Below are 22,344 nucleotides of genomic sequence, written 5' to 3' on the forward strand. Positions count from 1 at the left end.
TACCAAACTACGAGGGGCTCAGATATGTCCACGGCAACTCCGCCATTGAAGACACAGACCGCGTTCGCGGCCCGCGCACGGCAGGTCGTCAAGACCTACGGTTCGGACGAAACGCGCGTCACCGCGCTCGACAGCGTCGACGTCGAGATCGCGCGCGGCCGGCTCACGGCGATCATGGGCCCGTCCGGCTCCGGCAAGTCGACGCTGATGCACTGCCTCGCCGGGCTCGACAAGGTGACGACGGGTCAGGTCTTCATCGGCGACGCCGAGGTCACCGCGATGAAGGACAAGCAACTGACCAACCTCCGGCGCGACCGGGTCGGCTTCATCTTCCAGTCCTTCAACCTGCTGCCGACGCTGAACGCGCTGGAGAACATCACGCTGCCGATGGACATCGCGGGCCGCAAGCCCGAGAAGCAGTGGCTGGACCAGGTGATCGAGACGGTCGGCCTGTCCGATCGGCTCAAGCACCGGCCGAACCAGCTCTCCGGCGGCCAGCAGCAGCGGGTGGCCGTCGCCCGCGCGCTCGCCTCGAAGCCGGAGATCATCTTCGGTGACGAACCCACCGGGAACCTCGACTCGCGCGCCGGCGCCGAGATCCTCGGCTTCCTGCGCCGCTCGGTCGACGAACTGGGTCAGACCATCGTCATGGTGACCCACGACCCGGTCGCGGCCGGCTACGCGGACCGCGCGCTCTATCTGGCCGACGGTCGGATCGTCGACGACATGGCCGACCCGACCGCGGAAACCGTCCTCGACCGGATGCGCGGCTTCGACGGCCGCCGCGACAGCTGAGGGGATCAGGACCGTGCTGAAGGCATCATGGCGGAATTTCTTCGCCCACAAGGGACGTTTGGCGCTCTCGCTGATCGCGGTCGTGCTCTCGGTGGCGTTCGTCGCCGGCACGCTGATGTTCACCGACACCATCGACAAGACGTTCGACCGGATGTTCGGCGACACCGCGGCCAACGTGACCGTGCTCCCCGTCAAGGACAAGGACGCAGCCGAAGGCGCCAAGGACCAGACGGTTCCCGGATCGCTGGTCTCACAGGTCTCGTCGGTCCCCGGCGTCGCCTCGGCGCGCGGTGACGTGTCGACCATGCAGATCGCCGTTACGGACATGGCCGACAACCAGATCACCGGCGACGGCGGCGCTCCGGCGGTCGGCATCAACTGGGACGACCAGAGCAAGTCCGTCGCGTTGAAGTCCGGTCACACGCCCAGCGGCGCCGACCAGGTCGTCATCGACGAGGACACCGCGAACAACGAGCACCTCAAGATCGGCGACGAGCTCAAGGTGACGGCCCTACCCGGCAACTTCACCACGAACATCGTCGGTATCGCGCACTTCAAGACGGTCAACGCGGGCCTGATGATGGTCTTCTTCGACGATGCCACCGCTACCACGAAGCTGCTCGGCGCGCCGAACATCTACAACGACGTCGCGGTCACGGCCGCCGCCGGCGTGTCGAACGACCAGCTGAAGAAGAACGTCGTCTCGGCAATCGGCGGCGGCTACGACGTCAAGACCGCGGCCGAGCAGACGAAGTCGACGATTGACAACCTCAGCTTCATCTCGGTGATGCGCATCGCGCTGCTCGGCTTCGCCGGGATCGCGGTGCTGGTCGGCGCGTTCCTGATCGTCAACACCTTCCAGATGCTGGTCGCCCAGCGGACTCGTGAACTGGGACTGCTCCGCGCGCTCGGCGCGAGCCGCAAGCAGATCAACCGCTCGGTGCGCTTCGAAGCGCTGCTTCTGGGCATCATCGGCTCGACCCTGGGCATCGGCGCGGGCGTCGGAATCGCCTTCGGCCTCATCAAGCTGCTGGACTCCGCCGGAGTGAACGTGTCGACCGGCGACATGACCATCAAGGCGACCACGCCTATCGCGGGATACGCAGTCGGCGTCATCGTGACGCTGGTCGCCGCGTGGCTTCCGGCCCGCCGTGCCGCCAAGATCACACCGATGGCGGCGCTGCGCGACGCCGGCAACCCGGGCGACCGCAAGTCCTCGGTCGTTCGCAACACGGTCGGCCTGATCGTGACCGGAGCAGGCGCGCTGGCCCTGTTCGCCGCGGGGAGTTCGTCCGGCAACGCCGGTGGTTCGCTGCTCGCTCTCGGCGTGTTGTTGACACTGATCGGAGCCGTGGTCATCGGCCCGATGCTCGCCGGCGGTGTCGTCAGGGCTCTGGGAGCGCTGATTCCGGGCACAGTCGGTCGTCTCGCCAAGCGCAACGCGCTGCGCAACCCGAGGCGTACCGGCGCCACCGCCGCCGCGCTGATGATCGGCCTCGCGCTGGTCGCGGGGCTGTCGGTGGTCAGCTCGTCCATGGTCGCCTCGGCCTCGAGCCAGCTGGACAAGTCGGTCGGCGCGGACTTCGTCATGCAGACCCAGGGCCGTCTGGGCGTCACGCCTGAGGCGCTCGCCGCAGCGAAGTCGACGCGGGGCATCGCCCACGTCACCGAGAACAAGGACATCAGCGGCAAGATCGGTGACGCGGGAGCCAGGAGCGACTTCTTCGTCTCAAGTTCGACGATGCTCGACGACTTCTCGGTCAAGACCGTCTCCGGCGACATGAGCAAGGTGTTCAGCGGCGACGGCATCGCGGTGCAAGAGGACTTCGCCTCCTCCCACCACCTCAAGCTCGGCGACACCACGCCGGTCACCTTCGACGGCGGCTCGCCGACGAACCTGTCGATCGTGGCGATCACCAGCAAGGACACCAGCTTCAACAACGGCAGGTCCTACGTGAGCAGCGACACGGTGGCCAAGTCGGTGCCCGCCGCCAAGATGCCGCTGGACTTCATGCTCTTCGCCAAGGCCGAGCCGGGTCAGGCCGACGCGGCATACAAGGCCCTGCAGGACAACCTCAAGCCGTTCCCGCAGATCCAGGTGAAGAACCAGGCCGACTACAAGAAGCTGCTCCACGACCAGGTCGGCCAGCTGCTCGGCCTGGTCTACGGTCTGCTCGGCCTGGCGATCATCGTGGCCATCCTCGGCGTCGTCAACACCCTGGCTCTCTCGGTGGTCGAGCGGACCCGCGAGATCGGCCTGCTGCGCGCGATCGGCCTGTCCCGCCGCAGGCTGCGCCGCATGATCCGCCTGGAGTCCGTCGTGATCGCCCTGTTCGGCGCCGTCCTCGGCGTCGGGCTGGGCATGGGCTGGGGCATCGCGGCCCAGAAGCTGCTCAGTTCGGCCGGACTCGGCATCCTGTCCATCCCGTGGGCCACGATCGTGGTCGTCTTCATCGGCTCCGCCGTCGTCGGCCTGCTCGCCGCCCTGATGCCCGCCTGGCGGGCCTCCCGGCAGAACGTCCTCGCCGCCATCGCGACGGACTGAACGCCACTGACGACCGATTGCTCGCCCGGCTCTGCCTGAACGACGACGACTGGATCGTCGAGGGGGCTTCTGCGCTCCTCGCACGACGGATCGCCGCGCGGCTCACATCGATCTTGAGCTTCCCCTCGTATCGTGGAGACCATAACTGACAGGGAGAGTCAGATGGCTGAGACGAGGCGCAAGTACGATCCAGACTTCCGGGCCGGTGCGATCAGGATCGTCACGGAGACCGGGAAGTCGTGCGCGGAGGTCGCGCGCGATCTGGGGATCAACGAGACGACCCTGGCGACCTGGGTGAGCCGGGAGCGGGCGGCGACGCGGGCGCGGTCGACGTCGGGGCTGGGCGAGTCTGAGGCGGCCTGACCAACCGCTTCTGTGCCGCTGCCCAGCGCCACAGAAGCGGCGGCTTGTCATCAGACACCGGATCTGAGACGTCAGAAGGAGAAGCCCGCAGAACCCCATTGCGCCGAGGGTTCCGGCACGTGACGGAAGGCGACCGCGATGAGAGCGATGGACCCCGGCTCGCCGCGGCATGGACTGGCAGGCACGCCTATGGTGGTCACCGGGAAGGCGCTGACAGCCCTGGGGTCCCGCTTCGCCTTCTACGGCCGTTGCTCCACCGAGGATCATCAGGACCCGGTGACCTCGCGTGCCTGGCAATGGGATCAGGCCAGCATGGCCACTGCGGGTCATGGGTTGATTGTCGCGGAGTACTTCGATGTCGACCATTCCCGCACGCTCCCCTGGGGTCAGCGTCCGATGTCTGCCGCGCTGCTCGCAGAGGTCGCTAAGCCTGACCGTCGGTTCGACGCGATCGTGATCGGCGAGCCGCAGCGGGCGTTCTATGACGCCCAGTTCGCCAATACGTACCCGGTCTTCCGGCACTACGGCGTCGAGCTGTGGGTGCCCGAGGTCGGCGGCCTGTTCGACGCAGAGAACGAAGCACACGCGATGACCATGGCGATGTTCGGCATCCTGGCCAAAGCCGAAATCACCCGCACCCGCCGCCGCGTGCGGGTCTCGATGGGAGCCCTGACCTGGATCCAGGGCCGATACATGGGCGGTCGGCCGCCCTACGGATACCTTCTCGCCGACGCCGGCCCACACCCACATCCGCACCAACGCAGCCTCGGAGCCCGCCTGCACCGACTCGAGGTCGACCCGGTCGCCGCACCGGTCGTCCGACGCATCTTCGCGCTGCGCCTGGACGGAAACAGCCTGGAGCGCATCTGCGCCATCCTCGACCAAGAGGGCGTCGCCTGCCCGTCCGCCCACGATCAGAATCGCAACCAGCACCGCGACGCCCTGCACTGGCAGAAGACCACTGTCCTGCAGATCCTGACCAACGAGCGCTACACCGGCATCCAAGTCTGGAACAAGTCCTCCAAGACGGAGGTACTCCTGGACGTGACCAATCCCGGGCTCGGCCACCGCACCGCATTCCGCCCCAACCCCACCGAGGAATGGATCTACTCCGAGTCCGACGCCCACCCGCCGATCATCAGCACGGCCGACTACCTGCGCGTGCAGGCCATCAGAGGCACCCGGTCGGACGCCGTCGCCGAGTACCGGCTGCGCGGACTGATCGTCTGCGCAGCATGTGGCCATCGGATGGAGGGCAGCAGCAACAACGGCCTGCTGTACTACCGCTGCCGGCGAGCCGCCGAGCATACTGCCGACGGCCTTCCGCGCACGGTGTACGTCCGTGAGGCCCTCATAGCCACCCACCTCGCACAACTGATCACGGCCGCGCTCCTCGGCCCCGAGCAGCAAACCGACAGCGAGGCGCTAGCCATCCTGCCGACGCTGACAGGCCAGGCGCGCCTGCTACGAGAACTCGGGCTGCGCATCTCCTACGACGCCGCCGGTCACACTTTCTCGATCGACAGCACCTACGGCACGATTGCCGTCGCTACGGAGACGCCAAAGAAAAACGACTACAAGATCGAAGAGATCTTGTAGTCGTACGTGTCCGAGGGGGGACTTGAACCCCCACACCCTTAACGGGCACTAGCACCTCAAGCTAGCGCGTCTGCCATTCCGCCACTCGGACGAGTGTCACGGGCTGATCTGGGGCGTTGCCGCCTTGATCCGCTCGCGTTGGGTCAACCATATCAAAAGTTGGGGGTGCTGTTTCAACACGCTTCATGTGGCGGTGTGTGGGGCGGGTGGGCTCACCCTGACGGGTGATTGTTCGGACCTTTGGGGCGGGGGTTGGGGGTGTGGGGGCTGGTGCGGGGTTAGCTTCTGGTGGGTGCCGCCTACTTTCTGTGCAGGGATGGTGCGTCATCGGGAGTGTCTGGGAGTCGGAGTGGGGGCCCGCGCGGGCCCGGGAGCGGTTCTTCGCCGGTGAGGGTTTCGGTGCGGGGGTCGCTGGTGGTGGTGTCGGTGCTGGTGGCGGCGGGTTCGGTGTCGTGGCCGGCGCCGGTGCGGTGTTTGGTGGGGCGCTGTTTGGGGCGTCCGGTGGTGCTTGTGGTGTCGGTGATGCGGGCGGCGCTGCTGGTGTTGCGAGTGCTGCCTCGGGTGCCGTTCCGAGTGGCGCTGGTGGGCCGGTGCGTTCCGGGATCCTTGCCTCGTGGCGGCGGTGTCGGGCCGGCGGGTTGGATCCGGAGGATGTGGATCTGCCTTATGCGCCGGACCTTGGTGCTGAGGAGTTGCTCCTGCGGGCTTCGGCGCCGGTGTTGGAGCGGTTGCACGCCCTGTTGGTCGATATGCCGGTGTGCGTGGTTCTGAGTGATGCGGCCGCGCGGATCCTGGTGCGGCGGGCAGGGGAGCCGGGATTGAACCGGCATCTGGACGCCGTGCAGTTGGCGGAGGGGTTCAGCTATCACGAGACCGATGCCGGGACCAACGGGATCGGGACGGCTTTGGCCGAGGGGCGTCCGGCCGTGGTGCTGGCGGGCGAGCACTTCGCCGATCGGTTCCTGGCCTTTGTCTGTGCCGGTGTGCCGATCCGGGATCCGTTCAGCGGGCGGATCCGGGGAGTGGTGGATCTCACGTCGTGGCGGCGGGATGCCAGTCCGCTGATGGCGGCGTTGGCGGCGGAGGCCGCGGAGAACATCGAGCTGCGGTTGCTGGAGCAGTACTCGGTGAAGGAGCGCAGGCTGTTGGCGCAGGCACGGCGGGCCGGCGGGCTCGTGGTGGGCCGGGCCGACGCTTCGGCCGCCGACGGCGGCGAACGGAACGACGAGGCCGGCGGCGCGCGGCGGACCCGGGGCGAGCTCGTGCTCGCCTCCCGGGCCCGGCCCGGCGCCGGTGCCGAGGCCGGTCACGGCGAACGCCGCGACCGGCACCTCGTACGGGGCAAGGCGGCCGAGCTGGTCGCGTCGGCCAAGCGCGACGTGGTGACCATCCCGTTGCCCGGCGGCCGCCACGCCAAGCTCACGGCCCGCACCGGTCGCACCGCGGCCGGCACGGAGGTGGTCACGGTGGAAGCGGAGATGACGAGCGGCAGGACGACGGGCGGGGGTGTGGGTGCGGGTGCCCCGGTGAGTGCACCAGCAAGGCTGCCGGCCGCCCGGACGCCGGAAGACGTAGCCCGGCGATTAGAGGGCGAGTCGAAGCGGTTGGCGGATGGGCTGAGGCGGTCGGAGAGCGTGGCGGGGCGATTAGAGGACGAGCTCAGGCAGCCGGAGAGCGCGGCGGGGCACAGGCGGATGGCGGCCGGAGCCTCGGGCGGAACGCAGGCGGATCAGGCTACTGCGGGACCGGTGGAGGCCTCTCAACCTGCTGGGTCGCAGCCATCCAAAACCCAGGCCCCGAGTACAGACGCAGACGGCCCGCCGAGCAACAACAAGCCTCCGAGCACAGACCGTCCATCGAGCACAGACCGTCCATCGAGCACAGACCGTCCATCGAGCACAGACCGTCCATCGAGCACAGACCCCCAGCCCCCGCACTCCGCCCTGGTCATGGTCGGCGAGCCGACCGTCGGCCGCATCGCGGTCGCGGCCCGCCAGCGCCTGGCGCTCCTGCTCGACGCCAGCGGCCGGATCGGCACCACGCTGGACATGGAGCTCACCGGCGGTGAGCTGGCCGAGATCGCGTTGCCGGACTTCGCGCAGCACGTCGCGGTGGATCTGGCGAGCTGGGTCCTGGACGGCGAGGAGAGCCTTCCGCCCGGCAGTGAGGTGAAGCTGCGGCGGGTGGCCGTGCGGACCATCCGGCGGGGCAAGATGCACCGGGTCGCCGGGGCGCACGTCGCCTACAGCGTCGTCACCGCGCAGGCTCGCTGCATGGTCGAGCGGCATCCGGTGCTGGACGCGCAGCTCACCGCGGCGACCGCGGGCAAGCGGTGGGTCGCCGAGGATCCGGACAGCTCCGTGATCGCCGCACCGATCATGGTGCAGGGCGTCGTGCTCGGCGTGGCGTCCTTCTACCGGCTCGGCAACGCCGATCCCTTCGACGAGGACGACATCCAGCTGGCCGGCGACCTCGCCTCGCGTGCCGCCGTGTGCCTGGACAACGCGCGCCGGTTCGAGCGGGAGCGGGCCATGGCGCTGGCGCTGCAACGCAGCCTTCTGCCGCGTGCCTTCCCGAATCAGTGCGCGGTGGAGGTGGCGCACCGCTACCAGCCCGCGCAGGAGGGCGTCGGCGGCGACTGGTACGACGTGATCCCGTTGTCCGGGGGCCGGGTCGCGCTGGTCGTCGGCGACGTCGTCGGGCACGGCATCCACGCGGCGGCCACGATGGGCCGGCTGCGCACCGCCGTGCGCAACTTCTGCGCGCTGGACCTGCCGGCGGAGGACCTGCTCAGCCAGCTGGACGCGCTGGTGGAGTCGATGGACGCCGACGAGGCCGAGGACCAGCGCGGCGTCGGCATCATCGGCGCGACCTGCCTGTACGTGGTCTACGACCCGGTGACCGGCCTGTGCACGGTCGCGGCGGCCGGCCATCCCTCGCCGGCCGTGGTGGCCCGCGACGGCTCGGTGGAGTACCTGGAGCTGCCGACCGGTCCGCCGCTGGGCCTCGGGGGCTCGGCCTACGAGGCCGTCGAGCTGCCGATCGACGAGGGCAGCACCCTGGTCCTGTACACCGACGGCCTGGTGGAGAGCCGGGAGCAGGACATCGGGACCGGGCTGGAGCGCCTGCGCGCGGCCCTGGGCGGCCCGGGACGCGACCCGGAGGAGCTGTGCGCCTCGGCGATCGGCGACCTGCTGCCGGAGCGGCCCTCCGACGACGTCGCGCTGCTGGCCGCCCGGGCCCGCCGCACGTTGCCGGACCGCGTGGCCACCTGGGACGTGCCGATGACCCCGGAATCGGTGGCCTTCCTGCGCGCCGAGGTGTCCCGGCAACTGCGCGCCTGGCGCCTGTCCGAGCTGGTCTTCACCACCGAGCTCGTGGTCAGCGAACTGGTGACGAACGCCATCCGGCACGCGACCGGCCCGGTCGAGCTGCGCCTGCTCCGCGACAGGGCCCTGATCTGCGAGGTCGCCGACGGCAGCAGCGTCTCCCCGCGCCTGCGCCGCGCGCAGACCCTCGACGAGGGCGGCCGGGGCCTGTTCCTGGTGGCGCAGCTCTCCCAGAAGTGGGGGACGCGGTACACCGCACGCGGCAAGGTGATCTGGTCCGAGCAGCCGCTGCCGGCGAACGGTGATTACTAGAACGGCGATCGCTAGAACGGTGGCCAGCTGATCAGGTCCGCCAGCGCCGCGCGGTCCACGACGGCCCGTCCCGTCCGCTGCTGGTAGCGCCGCACAAGCTGTCGTTGCTGTCGCCGGATACGAGTCTCGAGAACAAGCCGGCGCCCCGGGCCGGGGAACGCTTCGGCCAGTCCGGCCAGCGCCGCCGCCCGATCCGCGCCGACAGCGGCCAGCGTCCAAGCGACACCCGGGTCGAGGCAGACCAGCGCCAGCGCCAAGTGCTCAGCGCGGTGCGAGCGTTCTCGCCGTGCCAGCGCCAATCGCAACGAACTCTCATAGGCCGCCTGCGCGTCTGCGCCGAGCGGCGGGTCCGGCCACGTCATGCGCCGCTGGGCGCGTGCCGCACCGAGCGGGAACAACGGCGGACGCCCGACCGGCTGCTCGCTCGGCGCCAGAGTCGGCGCCAGCTCGATGCCCAGCGGTGCCAGCGCCTCCCGGTCGGCTGCCATGCCGGCGCCGTGCGGTGCGGCGGTGCGCACGGCCTCGCGTGCCGCCTCCGCGGTGGCGCCGTGGCGGGCCAGGACGGACGCGATGGCGCCGTCGGTCTTCGCCAGCGCCAACAGCAGATGCTCACTGCCGACGCGCGGATGGCCGAGGCTGCGCGCCTCCCGGAACGCATCGGCAAAGACGGCGCGTACGGACGGATCATCTCCACGGAACACGGGGGCACCTAACCCTTCAAAGACCGGTGGTATTTGCGGTGGACGGTCTGCTTGGTCACCCCGAGCCGCTCGGCGATGTCCTGCCACGACCACCCGGCCTCCCTGGCGGCGGCGACCCGGTCGGCCTCCACCTGCTCGGCCAGGCGGCGCAGGCGGGCCACGGCGCGCAGGGCGGCGTCGAGATCGTCGCCCCGGGTGGCTTGTTCGAGGTCTGTGACGGCATCGGGCATGGCGTCAGCATAGGCTGACGCGCGCGAGAGCGTCAACATATGCTGACGGCGAAGGCCGCGACCGCCTCAGACCCCGATCGTCTCAGACCCCGATCGCCTCAGACCCCGGCAGCCTCAGACCCCGGCGGCCTTCTCCAGATGCACCAGCTCGACACCGTCCGCCAACGGCTCCCGCCGACTCTCGCGATAGCCCAACCGCTCGTACAGCCGGATGTTCGCGACGCTCAGATGCCCGGTGAACAACGCGAAGCGCTCGATACCGGCCGGCGCCTGCCGTTCCAGCTCCGCGAGCAGTTGCGTACCGATCCCACGCCCCTGCGCGTCAGGTGCGACCGCCACACGCCCGATGCGCCATACCGTTCCGTCGCGGCCGGCGCGGGCGCTGCCGATGATCCGACCGCCGCCGACGGCCTTCAACGCAAAGCTCTGATTCAGCTCGGCCCGAAGTTCATCAAAGGTCTGCGTCAGTGGCGGCAGGAAGCAGTCCTTGTACAGCTGCGCTTCGCTGACGTAGCAGGCCCGTTGCAAGGTCAGGAGCTCACCGGCGTCGGCGAGATCGACGCGGTGGATCGCGATGTCCGTCATGGATCGGAAGCGTAGCGATGCATTGACAGCGTCTCGTCACGGGTGTTTCATCCGGGTTACCGCCCTGTTTTGTTGATGCCGATAACAAAACCTCCTGCACAGCTGCCCCGCTCTCGCATGCCCTGGGAGGCACGATGTCCAGTACGGCGAAACCCCGGCTCGGCCGGGTCCGTGTGGCGATTTCGCTGGCCGCGTTGTCCGCGTCCGTGATCGCGACCTATTCGGCCACGCAGGGGGCGCAGGCCGCCCCGGCCGCCTCGGCGGCGTCCACCGCGTGTCCGTGGGTGGGCTCCAGTGCGCCGATCCCGCAGCGCGTGAGCCAGTTGCTGTCGCACATGACGCTGGCGCAGAAGGTCCAGCTGATGACCGGATCCAACGGTTCGAGTTACGTCGGGTTCACACCGTCCATCGGTGCGCTGTGCATCCCGGCGATGAACCTGGAGGACGGCCCGGCCGGCGTCGCCGACGGCATGAACGACGTCACCCAGCTGCCCGCGCCGGTCGACGTCGCGGCGACCTTCGACACCTCCGCCGAGCAGAGCTTCGGCCAGGTGATCGGCGGCGAGGAGGCGGCCAAGGGCACCACGGTGGACCTGGGGCCGACCATCAACATCGTGCGCGACCCGCGCTGGGGCCGGGCCTTCGAGTCGGTCGGCGAGGACCCGTACCTCAACGGCCAGATGGGCGCCGCCGACATCCGGGGCGTGCAGTCGACCGGGACGATGGCGCAGGTCAAGCACCTGGCCGCGTACAACCAGGAGACCAACCGGAACACGCCGTCGGACAACGTGATCGCCAGCGACCAGACGCTGCAGGAGATCTACGAGCCCGCGTTCCAGACCTCGGTGCAGAAGGGCGCCGCGTCGTCGGTGATGTGCTCCTACAGCACCATCAACGGCACCTACGCCTGTCAGAACCCGACGATCCTGAACACCGTGCTGCGCCAGGAGTTCGGCTTCAACGGCTTCGTCACCTCCGACTGGGGCGCCACCCACGCCGGCGCGGCCTCGGTCAACGCGGGCCTGGACCAGGACATGCCGGGGGACAGCACCTACTTCGGCAGCGCCCTGATATCGGCGGTCAACTCCGGCCAGGTGTCCCAGGCGGCGATCAACACCTCGGTCACCCGGATCCTCACCCAGGACTTCGCCTTCGGCCTGTTCGACAAGCCCCCGACGGGCTCCCCGGCCGCCACCGCGACCGGCACCGCCAACCAGGCGGCCGGCGAACACCTGGCGGAGCAGGGCACCGTGCTCCTGAAGAACTCCGGCAACGTGCTGCCGTTCGGATCCGGCGACACCTCCATCGCCGTCATCGGCGCCGACGCCTCGACCAGCGTGCAGTCCGCCGGCGGCGGCAGCGCCTCGGTGAACTCCAGCGGCACGGTCACGCCCTTGCAGGGCATCACCAGCGCGGCCCCGTCCGGGACCACAGTGGCCTACGACAGCGGGTCCTCGTCCAGCTCGGCGGCGGCGCTCGCGGCGAAGTCCAGCGTCGCAGTGGTCTTCGTCAGCACCTCGGAATCCGAGGGCAGCGACCTGTCGAGCATCGACCTGTCCAGCGCCGACAACTCGCTGATCTCCGCGGTGGCGGCCGCCAACCCCAACACCATCGTGGTGCTGAACACCGGCTCGGCGGTCACCATGCCGTGGCTCTCCTCGGTCAAGGGCGTCCTCGAGGCCTGGTACCCGGGCCAGAGCGACGGCACCGCGATCGCGAACATCCTGTACGGGACGACCAACCCCTCCGGCCACCTGCCGGTGACGTTCCCGACCTCGCTGTCCCAGGTCCCGGCGAGCACCAGCGCGCAGTGGCCGGGCGTCAACGGCCAGGTGCAGTACTCCGAGGGCGTGGACGTCGGCTACCGCTGGTACGACAGCCACAACCTGACGCCGCTGTTCCCGTTCGGCTACGGCCTGTCCTACACCAGCTTCTCCTACTCGAACCTGCACATCAGCGCCCTGCCACAGGGCGGCACCGCCACCGTGACCGCGACGGTGACCAACACCGGCTCCCGGGCCGGCGCGGACGTCGCGCAGCTGTACGTGAGCGACCCGGCCGCCTCCGGCCAGCCGCCGCGGCAGCTGGAGGGCTTCGCGAAGGTGAACCTGCAGCCCGGCCAGAGCCAGACCGTCTCCTTCCCCCTGACCGAGCAGAACCTGCGCTACTGGAATACGAGCACTGACAACTGGGCCACCAGCACCGGCACCTACGGCATCGCGGTCGGCGACGCCGACTCCACCAGTGCCCTGACGCTGTCCGGCACCCTGTCGGTCGCGGCGAACCAGCTCGGCCAGCCGGTGAGCGTCACCACCCCGGGCCCGCAGGAGGGCGTGGCCGGCACCGCCGTCTCGGTGCAGGTCACGGCAGCCGACACCACCTCAGGCCAGACGCCGACGTTCAGCGCGACCGGCCTGCCGGCCGGCGTGTCGATCTCGTCCTCCGGCCAGATCACCGGCACACCGACGACCGCCGGCACGACCACCGCCGACGTGACCGCAACCGACGCCAACGGTGCACAAGCCACGACCAGCTTCGTCTGGACCGTCGCCGCCACCTCGGCCGGAGTCCCGACGACGCCGCTGGTGGGCTATCAGGGCCTGTGCTTGGACGTGGCCTCGGCGAACAACGCCGACGGCACCGCCGTCCAGGTCTACACCTGCAACGGCACCAACTCCCAGCAGTGGACCGAGGAGGCGGACGGCACGGTCCACTCGCTGGGCAAGTGCCTGGACATCACCGCCGCCGGCACCGCGAACGGCACAGCGGTGGACCTGTACACCTGCAACGGAACCGGCGCACAGCAGTGGCAGCCCCAGTCCGACGGAACCCTGCGCAACCCGGCCTCCGGCCGCTGCCTGGACGACACCGGCTCCGGCGGCTCCGGCACGAAGGCGGAGATCTACGACTGCTCCGCCGCAGCGAACCAGATCTGGAAGTCGCCCGCAGGCTCCTCCTCGACCACCGGCACCGGCCAGATCACCGGCTACCAGGGCCTGTGCGTGGACGTACGCAGCGCGAACAACGCGGACGGCACCCCGGTCCAGGTCTACACCTGCAACGGCACCAACGCCCAGCAGTGGACCGTGGAATCGAACAACACCCTGCAGGCCCTGGGCAAGTGCCTGGACGTGAACGCCGCCGGCACCGCAAACGGAACCCTGGTCCAGCTGTACACCTGCAACGGAACCGTCGCCCAGGTCTGGCAGCCCCAGACCAACGGCACCCTGGTGAACCCACACTCCGGCCGCTGCCTGGACGACACCGGCTCCGGCGGATCGGGCACCCAGTTGCAGATCTGGGACTGCTCGGGCGCCGCGAACCAGAAGTGGACACTGCCGTAACGCGGTAGGGGAGTTCGCTGAGCACTGCCAGCCCGCGCCGGGGACCGAACATCGGTCCCCGGCGCGGGCTTGTTGCGGCGGTTGCAAAGCGGTTGGCGCCAACGCGGCGACAGAGGTCGACGATCGAGGACTGACCACGGTGTGACACGTGGATCCCGCATCCCATAGAGGGCTCTTTGTTCGGGGGACCCGGAACACGGCGACCACAAGCAGCACCGCCACCGAACAACGCAACGCGCCCACGCACGAAGACAAAGCCGAACAGTCGCGGGCCGTCGCATTCAGGAGGTCCGCAGGGGGCGCCCCCCGCTGTAGAGCGCCCGCCGGAGGCACCTGCCTTTGATCTTAGGCACCCACCAAACGCGGCAGACACCCGCCCGCATGACGCATGCGCAGTGACTCGGACCGGCGCGCGGTCGTGAACACGCGAACCGCCGGCCGCCAGCCGCCAACGCGAAACGAGCGGCTCAGCCGAACTGCGCCACCAGCGGATCCCGCAAATCGTGCGCGAAGCCGTAGAAATAGCCTTAAAGGCACAAACAGACGTGCCTTTTGTATGAGTCGGCAACAAGAACCAAGAACCAAGACGAGAACCAGAACCGAGCTGCCATCGACCCTCGAGATATCAGGCCCCATCGCACGGCCGCCGCGGAGACGATCTATCCTCCAGGCAACCCAGCGGAATCCCACCCTCGTCGATACGACGGCATGCAAGACGCCGAACGGGATTCCATGAAGGGCAGGGGTGGATGCGGGGACCGGACGAGGCGGAGTTCGACGAACTCGTCGCCGGGCGGGCGCACGCGTTGCGGCGGACCGCCTATCTGATGTGCGGCGACTGGCACCAGGCGGAGGACCTGGTGCAGGTCACCTTCATGAAGCTGCACGCCTCCTGGCACCGCATCCAGCGCCACGAGGCGTTCGACGCCTACCTGCGCAAGACGCTGCTGCGCTCCTGCATCGACGAGAAGCGCCGCGCGCGCTGGCGGCGGGAGGCGCCCACGGACGTGCTGCCGGAGGTGGCCGATCCGGCGCCGGAGCCGGACGGGGTGCGCGATGTGCTGGTCGCCGGATTGCGGCAGCTGCCGCCCAGACAGCGGGCGACGCTGGTGCTGCGCTACTTCGAGGACCTGAGTGTGGAGGAGACCGCTCGAGCCCTGGGCTGCTCGACCGGGACCGTGAAGAGCCAGACGTCCAAGGGCCTGACCACCCTGCGCACCATTGTCGACCCGACCCATCTCGCCCGGACGGAGGAACTCGCGTGAACGACCTGAACGACTCGAACGACTTGAACGACTCGAACGACCAGAACTGGATGCAGGACATGTTCGCCCGCTCGCGCCGCGAGGCCGAGCCCGGGTGGACGCCGAACACCGCGGCGATCGCGGTCGGCGGACGGCGTCGGCGACGCCTGCGGGCCGTCTCGGTCGGCGGGGGCGCGCTCGGGGCGCTGGCCGTGACGGCCGCCGTGGTGATCGGGCTCGGGGGCATCGGTTTCGGCGTCTCGTCCGCGCCGGCGCCGGCGGGTCCGCGCTCGACGAGTGTCTTCGACTACGCGTCCCTGACGGTGGACCGCTCCGATGCCAAGACGTCGAACGTCGTGCAAGTGTCGGCGGTGGACAAGATGTCGGGACTGATCGACGCGCTGGACCCCGCGCACGCCCACCTGCGGAACGTGGAGGGCACCGGCGTGGGGGTGCCCGCGTACCGCACCGTCGGCGACGGCAGTTCGGCGGCCAAGGGCATCGCCTCTATCACCGCCGTCTCCGTCTACACGGCCGACGGCACGATCCCGGCCCGTGGCGGGAACGGACCGAATGGCAGCCTGGTGATCAACCTCGTCGCGAACACCGCTCTGCTGGGAGGGTCGGTGTACACCAAGCCGGACGTCAGCATCGAGAACCTCCCATGTGGCTACAAGCTCGCGAACGCCTTCCACGCCATACCGCTGCCTCAGTACGACGCGCACTGGTCGACGTGTGTCTCCACACCGCTGCCCGACGGCTCGAAGGTCGACAGCACCACGACGCCGGACAGCCAGGGCACGGTCACGGTCACGGCCGCGATCCGGGAGTACCCGAACAACGGCGGCGGGATGGCCGCGGTCTGGACCGACTACGCCGCCGGGCGCACCACGGCCACCGACCCGGCCCCGACCGACCAGGCGCCAAATCCATCGGCGGTGCTGAAGTCGAACCCGTACACCGAGCAGCAATTGGCCGCGATCCTGGCGGCCCCGCGGTACGGCCCGACCGGCAAGCCCCAGCCGGCCGGCAAGGGTCCGAAACAGTTCCTGAAGACCGGCGACCTCAGCGACCTCAGCGACCTCGGCGCCGACGCGACCTACGACGAGACCTCATCCAGCGGCAGCACCGGAGACCTGCCGATGGACAACGGATGCGACTACAAGGACGTCAACCCGCTGGCCAAGTCCGGCCGGATGGCCCTCTACACCGCGACCGCGCCCGGCGGGAAGAAGCTGAAGATCGCAGAGCTCGAATATCCGCTGCCGCACGGCACCGGACCGGCCACCATGGCCACGGCGCGCAGCCAGGCCAAGGGCGGCTGCGACAACGGCGGCCAGCTGTACTCCAAGGACAGCCTCACCGACCTCCCAGCGGGCATCGCCGACGAGGCCTTCATCGAGAACGGTGTCGGGACCAACGCAATCACCGTCTGGATGCGTTTCGGGGACACGATCCTGAGGATCGATGTCACCACTGGCCAGACCGCCATACCCGACCTGTCATCACCGGCCGATCAAGCGTGGCTCCAGAACGCCGTCCGGGCAGCGGCCGCGCACTGGACCGCGAAGGACTGACGACCGCGAAGGACTGACGACCACCGCGCTCCGCGCTCCGCCGTCCGCGGGATCTCACAGCGCAAGAAGCTCTGAAAATCCTCTGAATTTCCGTCGGCATGCTCCACCCCGTACGAGGGTGCAACCGCGCCACACGGAGCATTCGGAAGGACAGCAGCGTGACTGAGTCCACGACGATCGACGCCGAACTCTACGACCACCTCGTCATCGGGGCCGGGCCCGCCGGTCTGCAACTGGCCCGGCATCTGCACGAGTCCGGGAGCCGCTATACGGTGCTGGAAGCGGGGGAGGCCCCCGGGACGTTCTTCACCACCTTCCCGCGGCACCGGACTCTGATCTCGTCGAACAAGCCGCATACCGGAACCGACGACCCTGAGCTGAACCTCCGGATGGACTGGAACTCGATCCTGTCCGACGATCCGAAGCTGCTGTTCACCCGCTACACCGAGCGCTACTTCCCGCCGGCCGACGTGTTCGTCCAGTACCTCGCCGACTTCGCGGCCGCGTCCGGCCTGGACATCCACTACGACGCCCGCGTCGTGCGCGTCGAGCGGCCCGAGGCCGGCGGTCCCTTCACCGTCACCGCGCAGGACGGCAGCGTTCGGCGCGCGGCGGTGGTGGTCGTGGCCACCGGCGTCTCGAAGCCCTACATCCCGCCGATCCCCGGCATCGAGCACGCCGAGCAGTACGCGACGATGACCGTCGACCCCGCGGACTTCACCGACCAGCGGGTGCTCATCCTGGGCAAGGGGAACTCGGCCTTCGAGACCGCCGACAACCTGATCGAGAAGGCCGCCGTGATCCACGTCGCGGGCCCCGACGGGGTGCGGCTGGCGTGGAAGACGCACTACGTCGGCCACCTGCGCGCGGTGAACAACAACTTCCTCGACACCTACCAGCTCAAGTCCCAGAACGCGATCCTGGACGGCGAGGTGCTGGACATCGCCCCGCAGCCCGGCGGCGGGTACATCGTGCGCTTCTCCTTCGTCCGGGCCGACGAGGTCGTCAAGGAGCTGTACTACGACCGGATCCTGTGCTGCACCGGCTTCCGGCTGGACACCGAGCCCTTCGCCCCCGAGTGCTCGCCGGCCCTGATGTACAAGGACCGTTTCGCCGAGCTCACCTCGGCCTTCGAGTCGGTCGACGTCCCGGGCCTGTACTTCGCCGGAACCCTGATGCAGCAACGCGATTTCAAGAAGGCGACCAGCGGCTTCATCCACGGCTTCCGCTACACCGTCAAGGCCCTGAGTCGGATCCTCGACCAGCGCGGCGCGGACCGGAAGGCCTGGCCGCACCGGGAGATCGCGGCGACGCCCGAGGCGCTGGCCGAGGCGACCATCGAGCGCGTCAACCGGAGCTCGGCGCTGTGGCAGCAGTTCAGCGTCATGGCCGACGTCATCCTGCTCCCGGCCGGCGGGCAGGCGCAGTATTTCGAGGAGGTGCCGGTCGGCTACGCGCTCGACGGCGGGCTCGCCAACGACGGCCTGCTGATCGCGGCGACCCTGGAGTACGGGCCCGACCACGACAAGGTCGACCGCTTCGACGCGAGCGTGAAGCGGGTCGCGCAGGACGACGCGGAAGCGGCACACGACGCCGCTTATCTGCACCCTGTCATCCGCGTCCATCGCGACGGCAAGGTCCTGGCCGAGCACCACCTCGCCGAGAACCTGGAGAACCACTGGGACGGCGAGGCCTCGCACCGCACGCCGCTGGTGGCCTTCTTCGAAAAGGTGGCGACGCTGTGAGCGTCACCGCCACGCAAGCCCCCGCTCCCGCCGTCGAGCTCGACGACCTGCTCACCGTCCGCGAGTTCGAGGCCGTGGCCGCCCTGCACATGGACCCCGTCCACTACGACTACGTGGCCGGCGGCGCGCGCGACGAGGTCACCGTGCGGGCCAACGAGGACGGCTTCGCGCGCCTCAGCCTTCTGCCGCGCGTTCTGCGCGGCAGCGCACAGCGCGACTTGTCCGTCACCTTGTTCGGCGCGCGTGCCTCGATGCCCGTGCTGATGTCGCCGACCGCGTTCCACCGCCTGGTCTGCGCCGAGGGCGAGATCGCCACGGCCCGCGCCGCCGCCCGCGCGGGCACCATCATGATCGCGAGCATGGCGAGCACCGTCGCGGTCGGGGAGGTGGCCGCCGCCGCGCGCGCCGCCGCCCTCGACGGTGAATCCGACGGTGATTCCGACGGCGACCCGGCGCTGTGGTTCCAGCTGTATCTGCAGCCTGATCTGGACGACACCATCGCGCTGATCGCCCGCGCCACCGCCGCCGGATGCCGGGCGCTCGTGGTCACCGTCGACTCGCCGGTGCTCGGGGCGAACGAGCGCAACCAGCGCAACCGCTTCCACGACCTGCCGCCCGGCATGGCCTGCGAGAACCTGCGCAACCTGCGCGGCGACGAGCCGGGGAACGTGCGGCAGATCGCGATGTCGCCGGAACTGTCGTGGGAGCACATCGACTGGCTGCGCGAGCACACCGCGCTGCCGATTCTGCTCAAGGGGGTCCTGCATCCCCTGGACGCGCGGATCGCGGTCGATCACGGCGTCGACGGCCTGCTGCTGTCCAACCACGGCGGCCGCCAGCTCGACACCGTGCCGGCCACGATCGACCTGCTGCCGGAGTTCGTCGCGGCGGTGGACGGGAGCGTTCCGGTGTTGCTGGACGGCGGCGTGCGGCGTGGCACCGACGTGGTCAAGGCGCTGGCGCTGGGGGCCGCGGCGGTCGGTGTCGGCCGCCCGATCGTCTGGGGCCTGGCCGCCGCGGGGGAGCAGGGCGCCACGCGAGTGCTGGAACTGCTGCACGAGGAGGTTGACCACACGGTCGCGCTGTGCGGAGCGCGCGGCCTGGCCGACCTCACGCCCGACCTGGTCCGGCCGGCTGCCGGGAGCCGCCGGTGAGCCAGACGGCCTGGAGCTGGTGGGTGGCCGCCGCGCTGGCCGTGGCGGTCGTGGCGAGCCTGCCCTACTGGCTGCCGGGCATCGTGGTGAATCTTCGGGTCCGGATATTCGCCCTCGTCAACGGCACCGAGGGCATCCCGGTGCCGGGCAAGCTGGTCGGTACCGACGATTTCAAGCGCGTGTACGCCGATCCGGCCGCCGACGGACGCAGCCGGGGAGCCGCGCTGTCGGACCTGTTCTGGTACTGGCTGGCGCCGGGGCCGGAGGTGCATCAGGAACATCTGGAGCCCGGGCCCCGGTATGACGACGTCGCGCGCACCACGCGGCGCACGATCGCGCGGCTGCGCAAGGACGACTGGGAGGAACTGGTCGCCCGGTGTGCGGTGCGCGAGTTCGACCGGTTGGACGGCGTCGGCGGTGGCGAGGGCGGAGCCGCAGCCGCAGCCGCAGCCGGAGCCGCAGCCGGAGCCGCAGCCGCAGCTGGAGTCGGGGCCGGAGCTGGAGCTGGAACCGGCGCCAGAGCCCGCACCGCCCGCCGGGCCCGCGTCGTCCGCCTGCGCGACGCGATGATGCCGCTGTGGGCCTCGGTCTACTACGAGGTCGTGTTCGACGAGCCGTGTCCGCCGCAGGCCCGCGATCTGATCGTGGCCAACGCGAACGACGTCGTCAGCGCCCTGAAATGCACCCGGCTGCGGCACATGCGGCGCCGCGAGCGGCTCACGCGCTACCTGCGCGGCAGGATCGCCGACGGCGCCGTGCCCCACGGCCTGCCGACCACCCTCAGCGAACAGGAGCAGGCGTACTACCTTCAGGGCACGTACTTCAACACCGCCGTGGTGCAGATGTCCGAGGGGATGGCGCATCTGCTGCTGGCGATCGCGGCGCGTCCGGAGTTGCAGCGTCAGCTGCGGGAGAAACAGGATCCTGAGTTCCTGGACCGGGTGATCGACGAGACCCTGCGCGTCTATCCCCTGTTCGGTGTGGCGCACCGGATCACCTCGGCGCAGATCGCGCTCGGCGAGACGGCGATCCCGGCCGGATCGGTGCTGCTGTTCAACTACGCCGAGTACCACCACGCCGGCGCCGCCGACGCGGCCGAGTTCGATCCGGACCGCTGGCTGCGCGAGCACGTGGAGCGGGTGAACAACATCCCGTTCGGGATCAGCGCGAACCGTCCGTGCCCGGCGCGCGGCATCGCGTCGCTGACCATGCGGGTCGCGGCGGCCGAAATGCTGCGGCGCTATGCCCTGTCCACCTCGGCGGGCCACACGCGCTCGCTGCCGAACCGCGGTCCGTGTCTGCTGACGCCGCTTGCGGCCGACGGGCCGGCCGAGCCGCGCCCGCCGGCCGTGCGGCTGGCCCTGTTGCGCGTGCGCGACCGCTGGGAAGACGTGTGGCGCAGCCTGGTCCAGCTCGTGCTCGGCACGTACATGGTCTGGGACGCGCGCCGCCTTCGCTTGTGCCGGAACTACTTCGCCGCCCAGGAGGCCGAGCAATGAGCGTCACCGCCCTTTCGCCCCGCTTCTTCATCGCCGTCGTCGTGATCCTGTTGTTCTGCCGCCTGGTGTCCTGGTCGATCGGCCGCGCCGGGCAGCCCCCGGTGGTCGGCGAGATGGTCGCCGGCGTGCTGCTGGGCCCGTCGCTGCTCGGCGCCGTGGCCCCGCGGGTCGAGCACGAGCTGTTCCCGGCCGCGCTCAAACCGGTGCTCTACGTCGCCGGCCAGATCGGCCTGGTGGCCTTCATGTTCCAGGCCGGTCACGAGTTCCGGTCGCATCTGGACCGGCACATCGCGCGGGCGGCCCTGGCCGTGTCGAGTGCGGGCATCGCCGCGCCGCTGGTGCTCGGCGGGCTGCTGGCGATCGCGGCGCACGGACGCGTCGGGATCTTCGTATCCGGGGTCTCGCCGACGGTGACGGAGTCCTTCGTAGGCGTCGCGCTGGCCATCACCGCGTTCCCGATGCTGGCGCGCATCATCACCGAACGGGGCCTGTCCGGCACCCGCTACGGATCGCTGGCCCTGGCCAGCGGCGCGATCGACGACGTGGTGGCCTGGTGCCTGCTGGCCGGGGTGCTGGCCGCGGCCTCGGGGCGGCCCAAGCCGATCCTGGTCGCCCTGGGCGGGATCGTGGTGTTCGCCCTGGCGATCCTCTACGGTGTCCGTCCGCTGCTGGCCAGGACCCTGAAGAACGGCGGCTCGGTGAGCGACGGCCAGGTGCTGGTCGTGGCCGCGGTGCTGTTCGCGGCGGCGTGGTTCACCGACGAGATCGGTCTCTACTCGGTCTTCGGCGCGTTCTGTGTGGGCATGGCGATGCCCAGCAGCGGCGCCGCGGAGCGCGCGGTCGGGACCATCAGCACCAGCAACCGGATCATCTTCCTGCCGATGTTCTTCATCTACTCCGGCCTGAACACCCGGTTCGCGCTCCTGGGCAACCGGCCGCTGCTGCTGTTCTCGCTGCTGGCGATCGTCGTGGCCGTGGTCGGCAAGTTCGGTGCCTGCTGGCTGGCCGCCCGGGCCAGCGGCCAGGACCAGGCCACCGCCGTCCGGCTCGGCGCCCTGATGAACGCCAGAGGGCTGATGCAGCTCATCGCGCTGAACGTGGGGCTTCAGGCCGGCATCATCAACAGCGAGCTGTTCACCGCGCTGGTGTTGGTCGCCCTTGTCACGACCCTGATGGCCTCGCCGGTGCTCACCATCTTGGACCGCAAGATGCCGGTCCGGGAGGACGCGGGGAGCCCCGAGCCCGAGGCCGAGCTCGCGGCGGCCGCCGGATGAAACAGGGGCCTGAGATCAATGTCTGACATAATGCGGCGCTATGGCACC

The 22,344-nt window shown here is 69.7% G+C and carries 15 protein-coding genes and 1 tRNA gene; 12 read left to right on the forward strand and 4 right to left on the reverse strand.

Annotated features, from left to right (window positions below; genetic code table 11):
- The first annotated feature begins 24 nt into the window (after positions 1-24).
- The 4 genes from ABIA35_RS43240 to ABIA35_RS43255 all read left to right on the forward strand — a co-directional run bounded on the left by ABIA35_RS43240 (position 25) and on the right by ABIA35_RS43255 (position 5,302).
- Positions 25-795: an ABC transporter ATP-binding protein gene (locus tag ABIA35_RS43240; protein ID WP_370361884.1), complete on the forward strand. Its 771-nt coding sequence runs from the start codon at positions 25-27 to the stop codon at positions 793-795.
- 13 nt (positions 796-808) lie between these two features.
- Positions 809-3,340 carry an ABC transporter permease gene (locus tag ABIA35_RS43245; protein ID WP_370361885.1) on the forward strand — a complete coding sequence of 844 codons (2,532 nt, stop codon included), beginning with the start codon at positions 809-811 and terminating at the stop codon, positions 3,338-3,340.
- A 162-nt stretch (positions 3,341-3,502) separates the two neighbouring features.
- A complete protein-coding gene (locus tag ABIA35_RS43250) occupies positions 3,503-3,703 on the forward strand; it encodes a transposase (protein WP_370343323.1) in 201 nt (66 codons plus the stop codon).
- Between the two features lie 138 nt (positions 3,704-3,841).
- Complete coding sequence (locus tag ABIA35_RS43255; RefSeq protein WP_370361886.1) at positions 3,842-5,302, forward strand: recombinase family protein; 1,461 nt, start codon at positions 3,842-3,844, stop codon at positions 5,300-5,302.
- A gap of 7 nt (positions 5,303-5,309) precedes the next feature.
- Here the strand turns inward: ABIA35_RS43255 and ABIA35_RS43260 are convergent.
- Positions 5,310-5,393, reverse strand: a tRNA-Leu gene (locus ABIA35_RS43260).
- A 562-nt stretch (positions 5,394-5,955) separates the two neighbouring features.
- Between ABIA35_RS43260 and ABIA35_RS43265 the strand changes: the two genes are divergently transcribed.
- Positions 5,956-8,943, forward strand: coding sequence for a SpoIIE family protein phosphatase (locus ABIA35_RS43265; RefSeq protein WP_370361887.1), 2,988 nt, complete (start codon positions 5,956-5,958; stop codon positions 8,941-8,943).
- Between the two features lie 11 nt (positions 8,944-8,954).
- On the opposite strand, the gene ABIA35_RS43270 is transcribed toward ABIA35_RS43265, so the two are convergent.
- The 3 genes from ABIA35_RS43270 to ABIA35_RS43280 all read right to left on the reverse strand — a co-directional run bounded on the left by ABIA35_RS43270 (position 8,955) and on the right by ABIA35_RS43280 (position 10,459).
- Positions 8,955-9,644, reverse strand: coding sequence for a Clp protease N-terminal domain-containing protein (locus ABIA35_RS43270; protein WP_370343326.1), 690 nt, complete (start codon positions 9,642-9,644; stop codon positions 8,955-8,957).
- Positions 9,645-9,652: 8 nt separating this feature from the next.
- A complete protein-coding gene (locus tag ABIA35_RS43275; protein ID WP_370343327.1) occupies positions 9,653-9,874 on the reverse strand; it encodes a sigma factor-like helix-turn-helix DNA-binding protein in 222 nt (73 codons plus the stop codon).
- Positions 9,875-9,988: 114 nt separating this feature from the next.
- Entirely contained in the window at positions 9,989-10,459 is a 471-nt protein-coding gene (locus ABIA35_RS43280; protein ID WP_370361888.1) for a GNAT family N-acetyltransferase, read from the reverse strand.
- 134 nt (positions 10,460-10,593) lie between these two features.
- Between ABIA35_RS43280 and ABIA35_RS43285 the strand changes: the two genes are divergently transcribed.
- The 7 genes from ABIA35_RS43285 (at position 10,594) to ABIA35_RS43315 (ending at position 22,296) form a co-directional block, all read left to right on the forward strand.
- Positions 10,594-13,803: a glycoside hydrolase family 3 C-terminal domain-containing protein gene (locus ABIA35_RS43285; protein ID WP_370361889.1), complete on the forward strand. Its 3,210-nt coding sequence runs from the start codon at positions 10,594-10,596 to the stop codon at positions 13,801-13,803.
- A 749-nt stretch (positions 13,804-14,552) separates the two neighbouring features.
- The gene (locus tag ABIA35_RS43290; protein WP_370361890.1) at positions 14,553-15,068 is read left to right on the forward strand and encodes a SigE family RNA polymerase sigma factor; all 516 of its coding nucleotides are present in this window, start codon (positions 14,553-14,555) and stop codon (positions 15,066-15,068) included.
- Entirely contained in the window at positions 15,065-16,624 is a 1,560-nt protein-coding gene (locus ABIA35_RS43295; protein WP_370361891.1) for a hypothetical protein, read from the forward strand. Before ABIA35_RS43290 ends, ABIA35_RS43295 begins: the two co-directional genes overlap by 4 nt.
- A 158-nt stretch (positions 16,625-16,782) precedes the next feature.
- On the forward strand, positions 16,783-18,369 hold the full coding sequence (locus tag ABIA35_RS43300) for an NAD(P)-binding domain-containing protein (RefSeq protein WP_370343334.1): 1,587 nt from the start codon (positions 16,783-16,785) through the stop codon (positions 18,367-18,369).
- Between the two features lie 47 nt (positions 18,370-18,416).
- A complete protein-coding gene (locus ABIA35_RS43305) occupies positions 18,417-19,523 on the forward strand; it encodes an alpha-hydroxy acid oxidase (RefSeq protein ID WP_370361920.1) in 1,107 nt (368 codons plus the stop codon).
- Positions 19,520-21,022, forward strand: coding sequence for a cytochrome P450 (locus tag ABIA35_RS43310; protein WP_370361892.1), 1,503 nt, complete (start codon positions 19,520-19,522; stop codon positions 21,020-21,022). The genes ABIA35_RS43305 and ABIA35_RS43310 overlap by 4 nt, the downstream gene beginning before the upstream one ends.
- Positions 21,019-22,296, forward strand: a complete 1,278-nt coding sequence (locus ABIA35_RS43315; RefSeq protein ID WP_370361893.1) for a cation:proton antiporter — start codon at positions 21,019-21,021, stop codon at positions 22,294-22,296. The genes ABIA35_RS43310 and ABIA35_RS43315 overlap by 4 nt, the downstream gene beginning before the upstream one ends.
- The last annotated feature ends 48 nt before the right edge of the window (positions 22,297-22,344 follow it).

Origin of the sequence: Catenulispora sp. MAP12-49 (assembly GCF_041262705.1) — a bacterium.
Classification (GTDB): Bacteria; Actinomycetota; Actinomycetes; order Streptomycetales; family Catenulisporaceae; genus Catenulispora.

Bases quoted from the DNA above. Each gene is read 5' to 3' on its own strand.
- ABIA35_RS43240 (WP_370361884.1), top strand. From the start codon at position 25: ATGTCCACGGCAACTCCGCCATTGAAGACACAGACCGCGTTCGCGGCC.
- ABIA35_RS43250 (WP_370343323.1), top strand. From the start codon at position 3,503: ATGGCTGAGACGAGGCGCAAGTACGATCCAGACTTCCGGGCCGGTGCG.
- ABIA35_RS43255 (WP_370361886.1), top strand. From the start codon at position 3,842: ATGAGAGCGATGGACCCCGGCTCGCCGCGGCATGGACTGGCAGGCACG.
- ABIA35_RS43275 (WP_370343327.1), bottom strand. From the start codon at position 9,874: ATGCCCGATGCCGTCACAGACCTCGAACAAGCCACCCGGGGCGACGAT.
- ABIA35_RS43280 (WP_370361888.1), bottom strand. From the start codon at position 10,459: ATGACGGACATCGCGATCCACCGCGTCGATCTCGCCGACGCCGGTGAG.
- ABIA35_RS43285 (WP_370361889.1), top strand. From the start codon at position 10,594: ATGTCCAGTACGGCGAAACCCCGGCTCGGCCGGGTCCGTGTGGCGATT.
- ABIA35_RS43290 (WP_370361890.1), top strand. From the start codon at position 14,553: ATGCGGGGACCGGACGAGGCGGAGTTCGACGAACTCGTCGCCGGGCGG.
- ABIA35_RS43315 (WP_370361893.1), top strand. From the start codon at position 21,019: ATGAGCGTCACCGCCCTTTCGCCCCGCTTCTTCATCGCCGTCGTCGTG.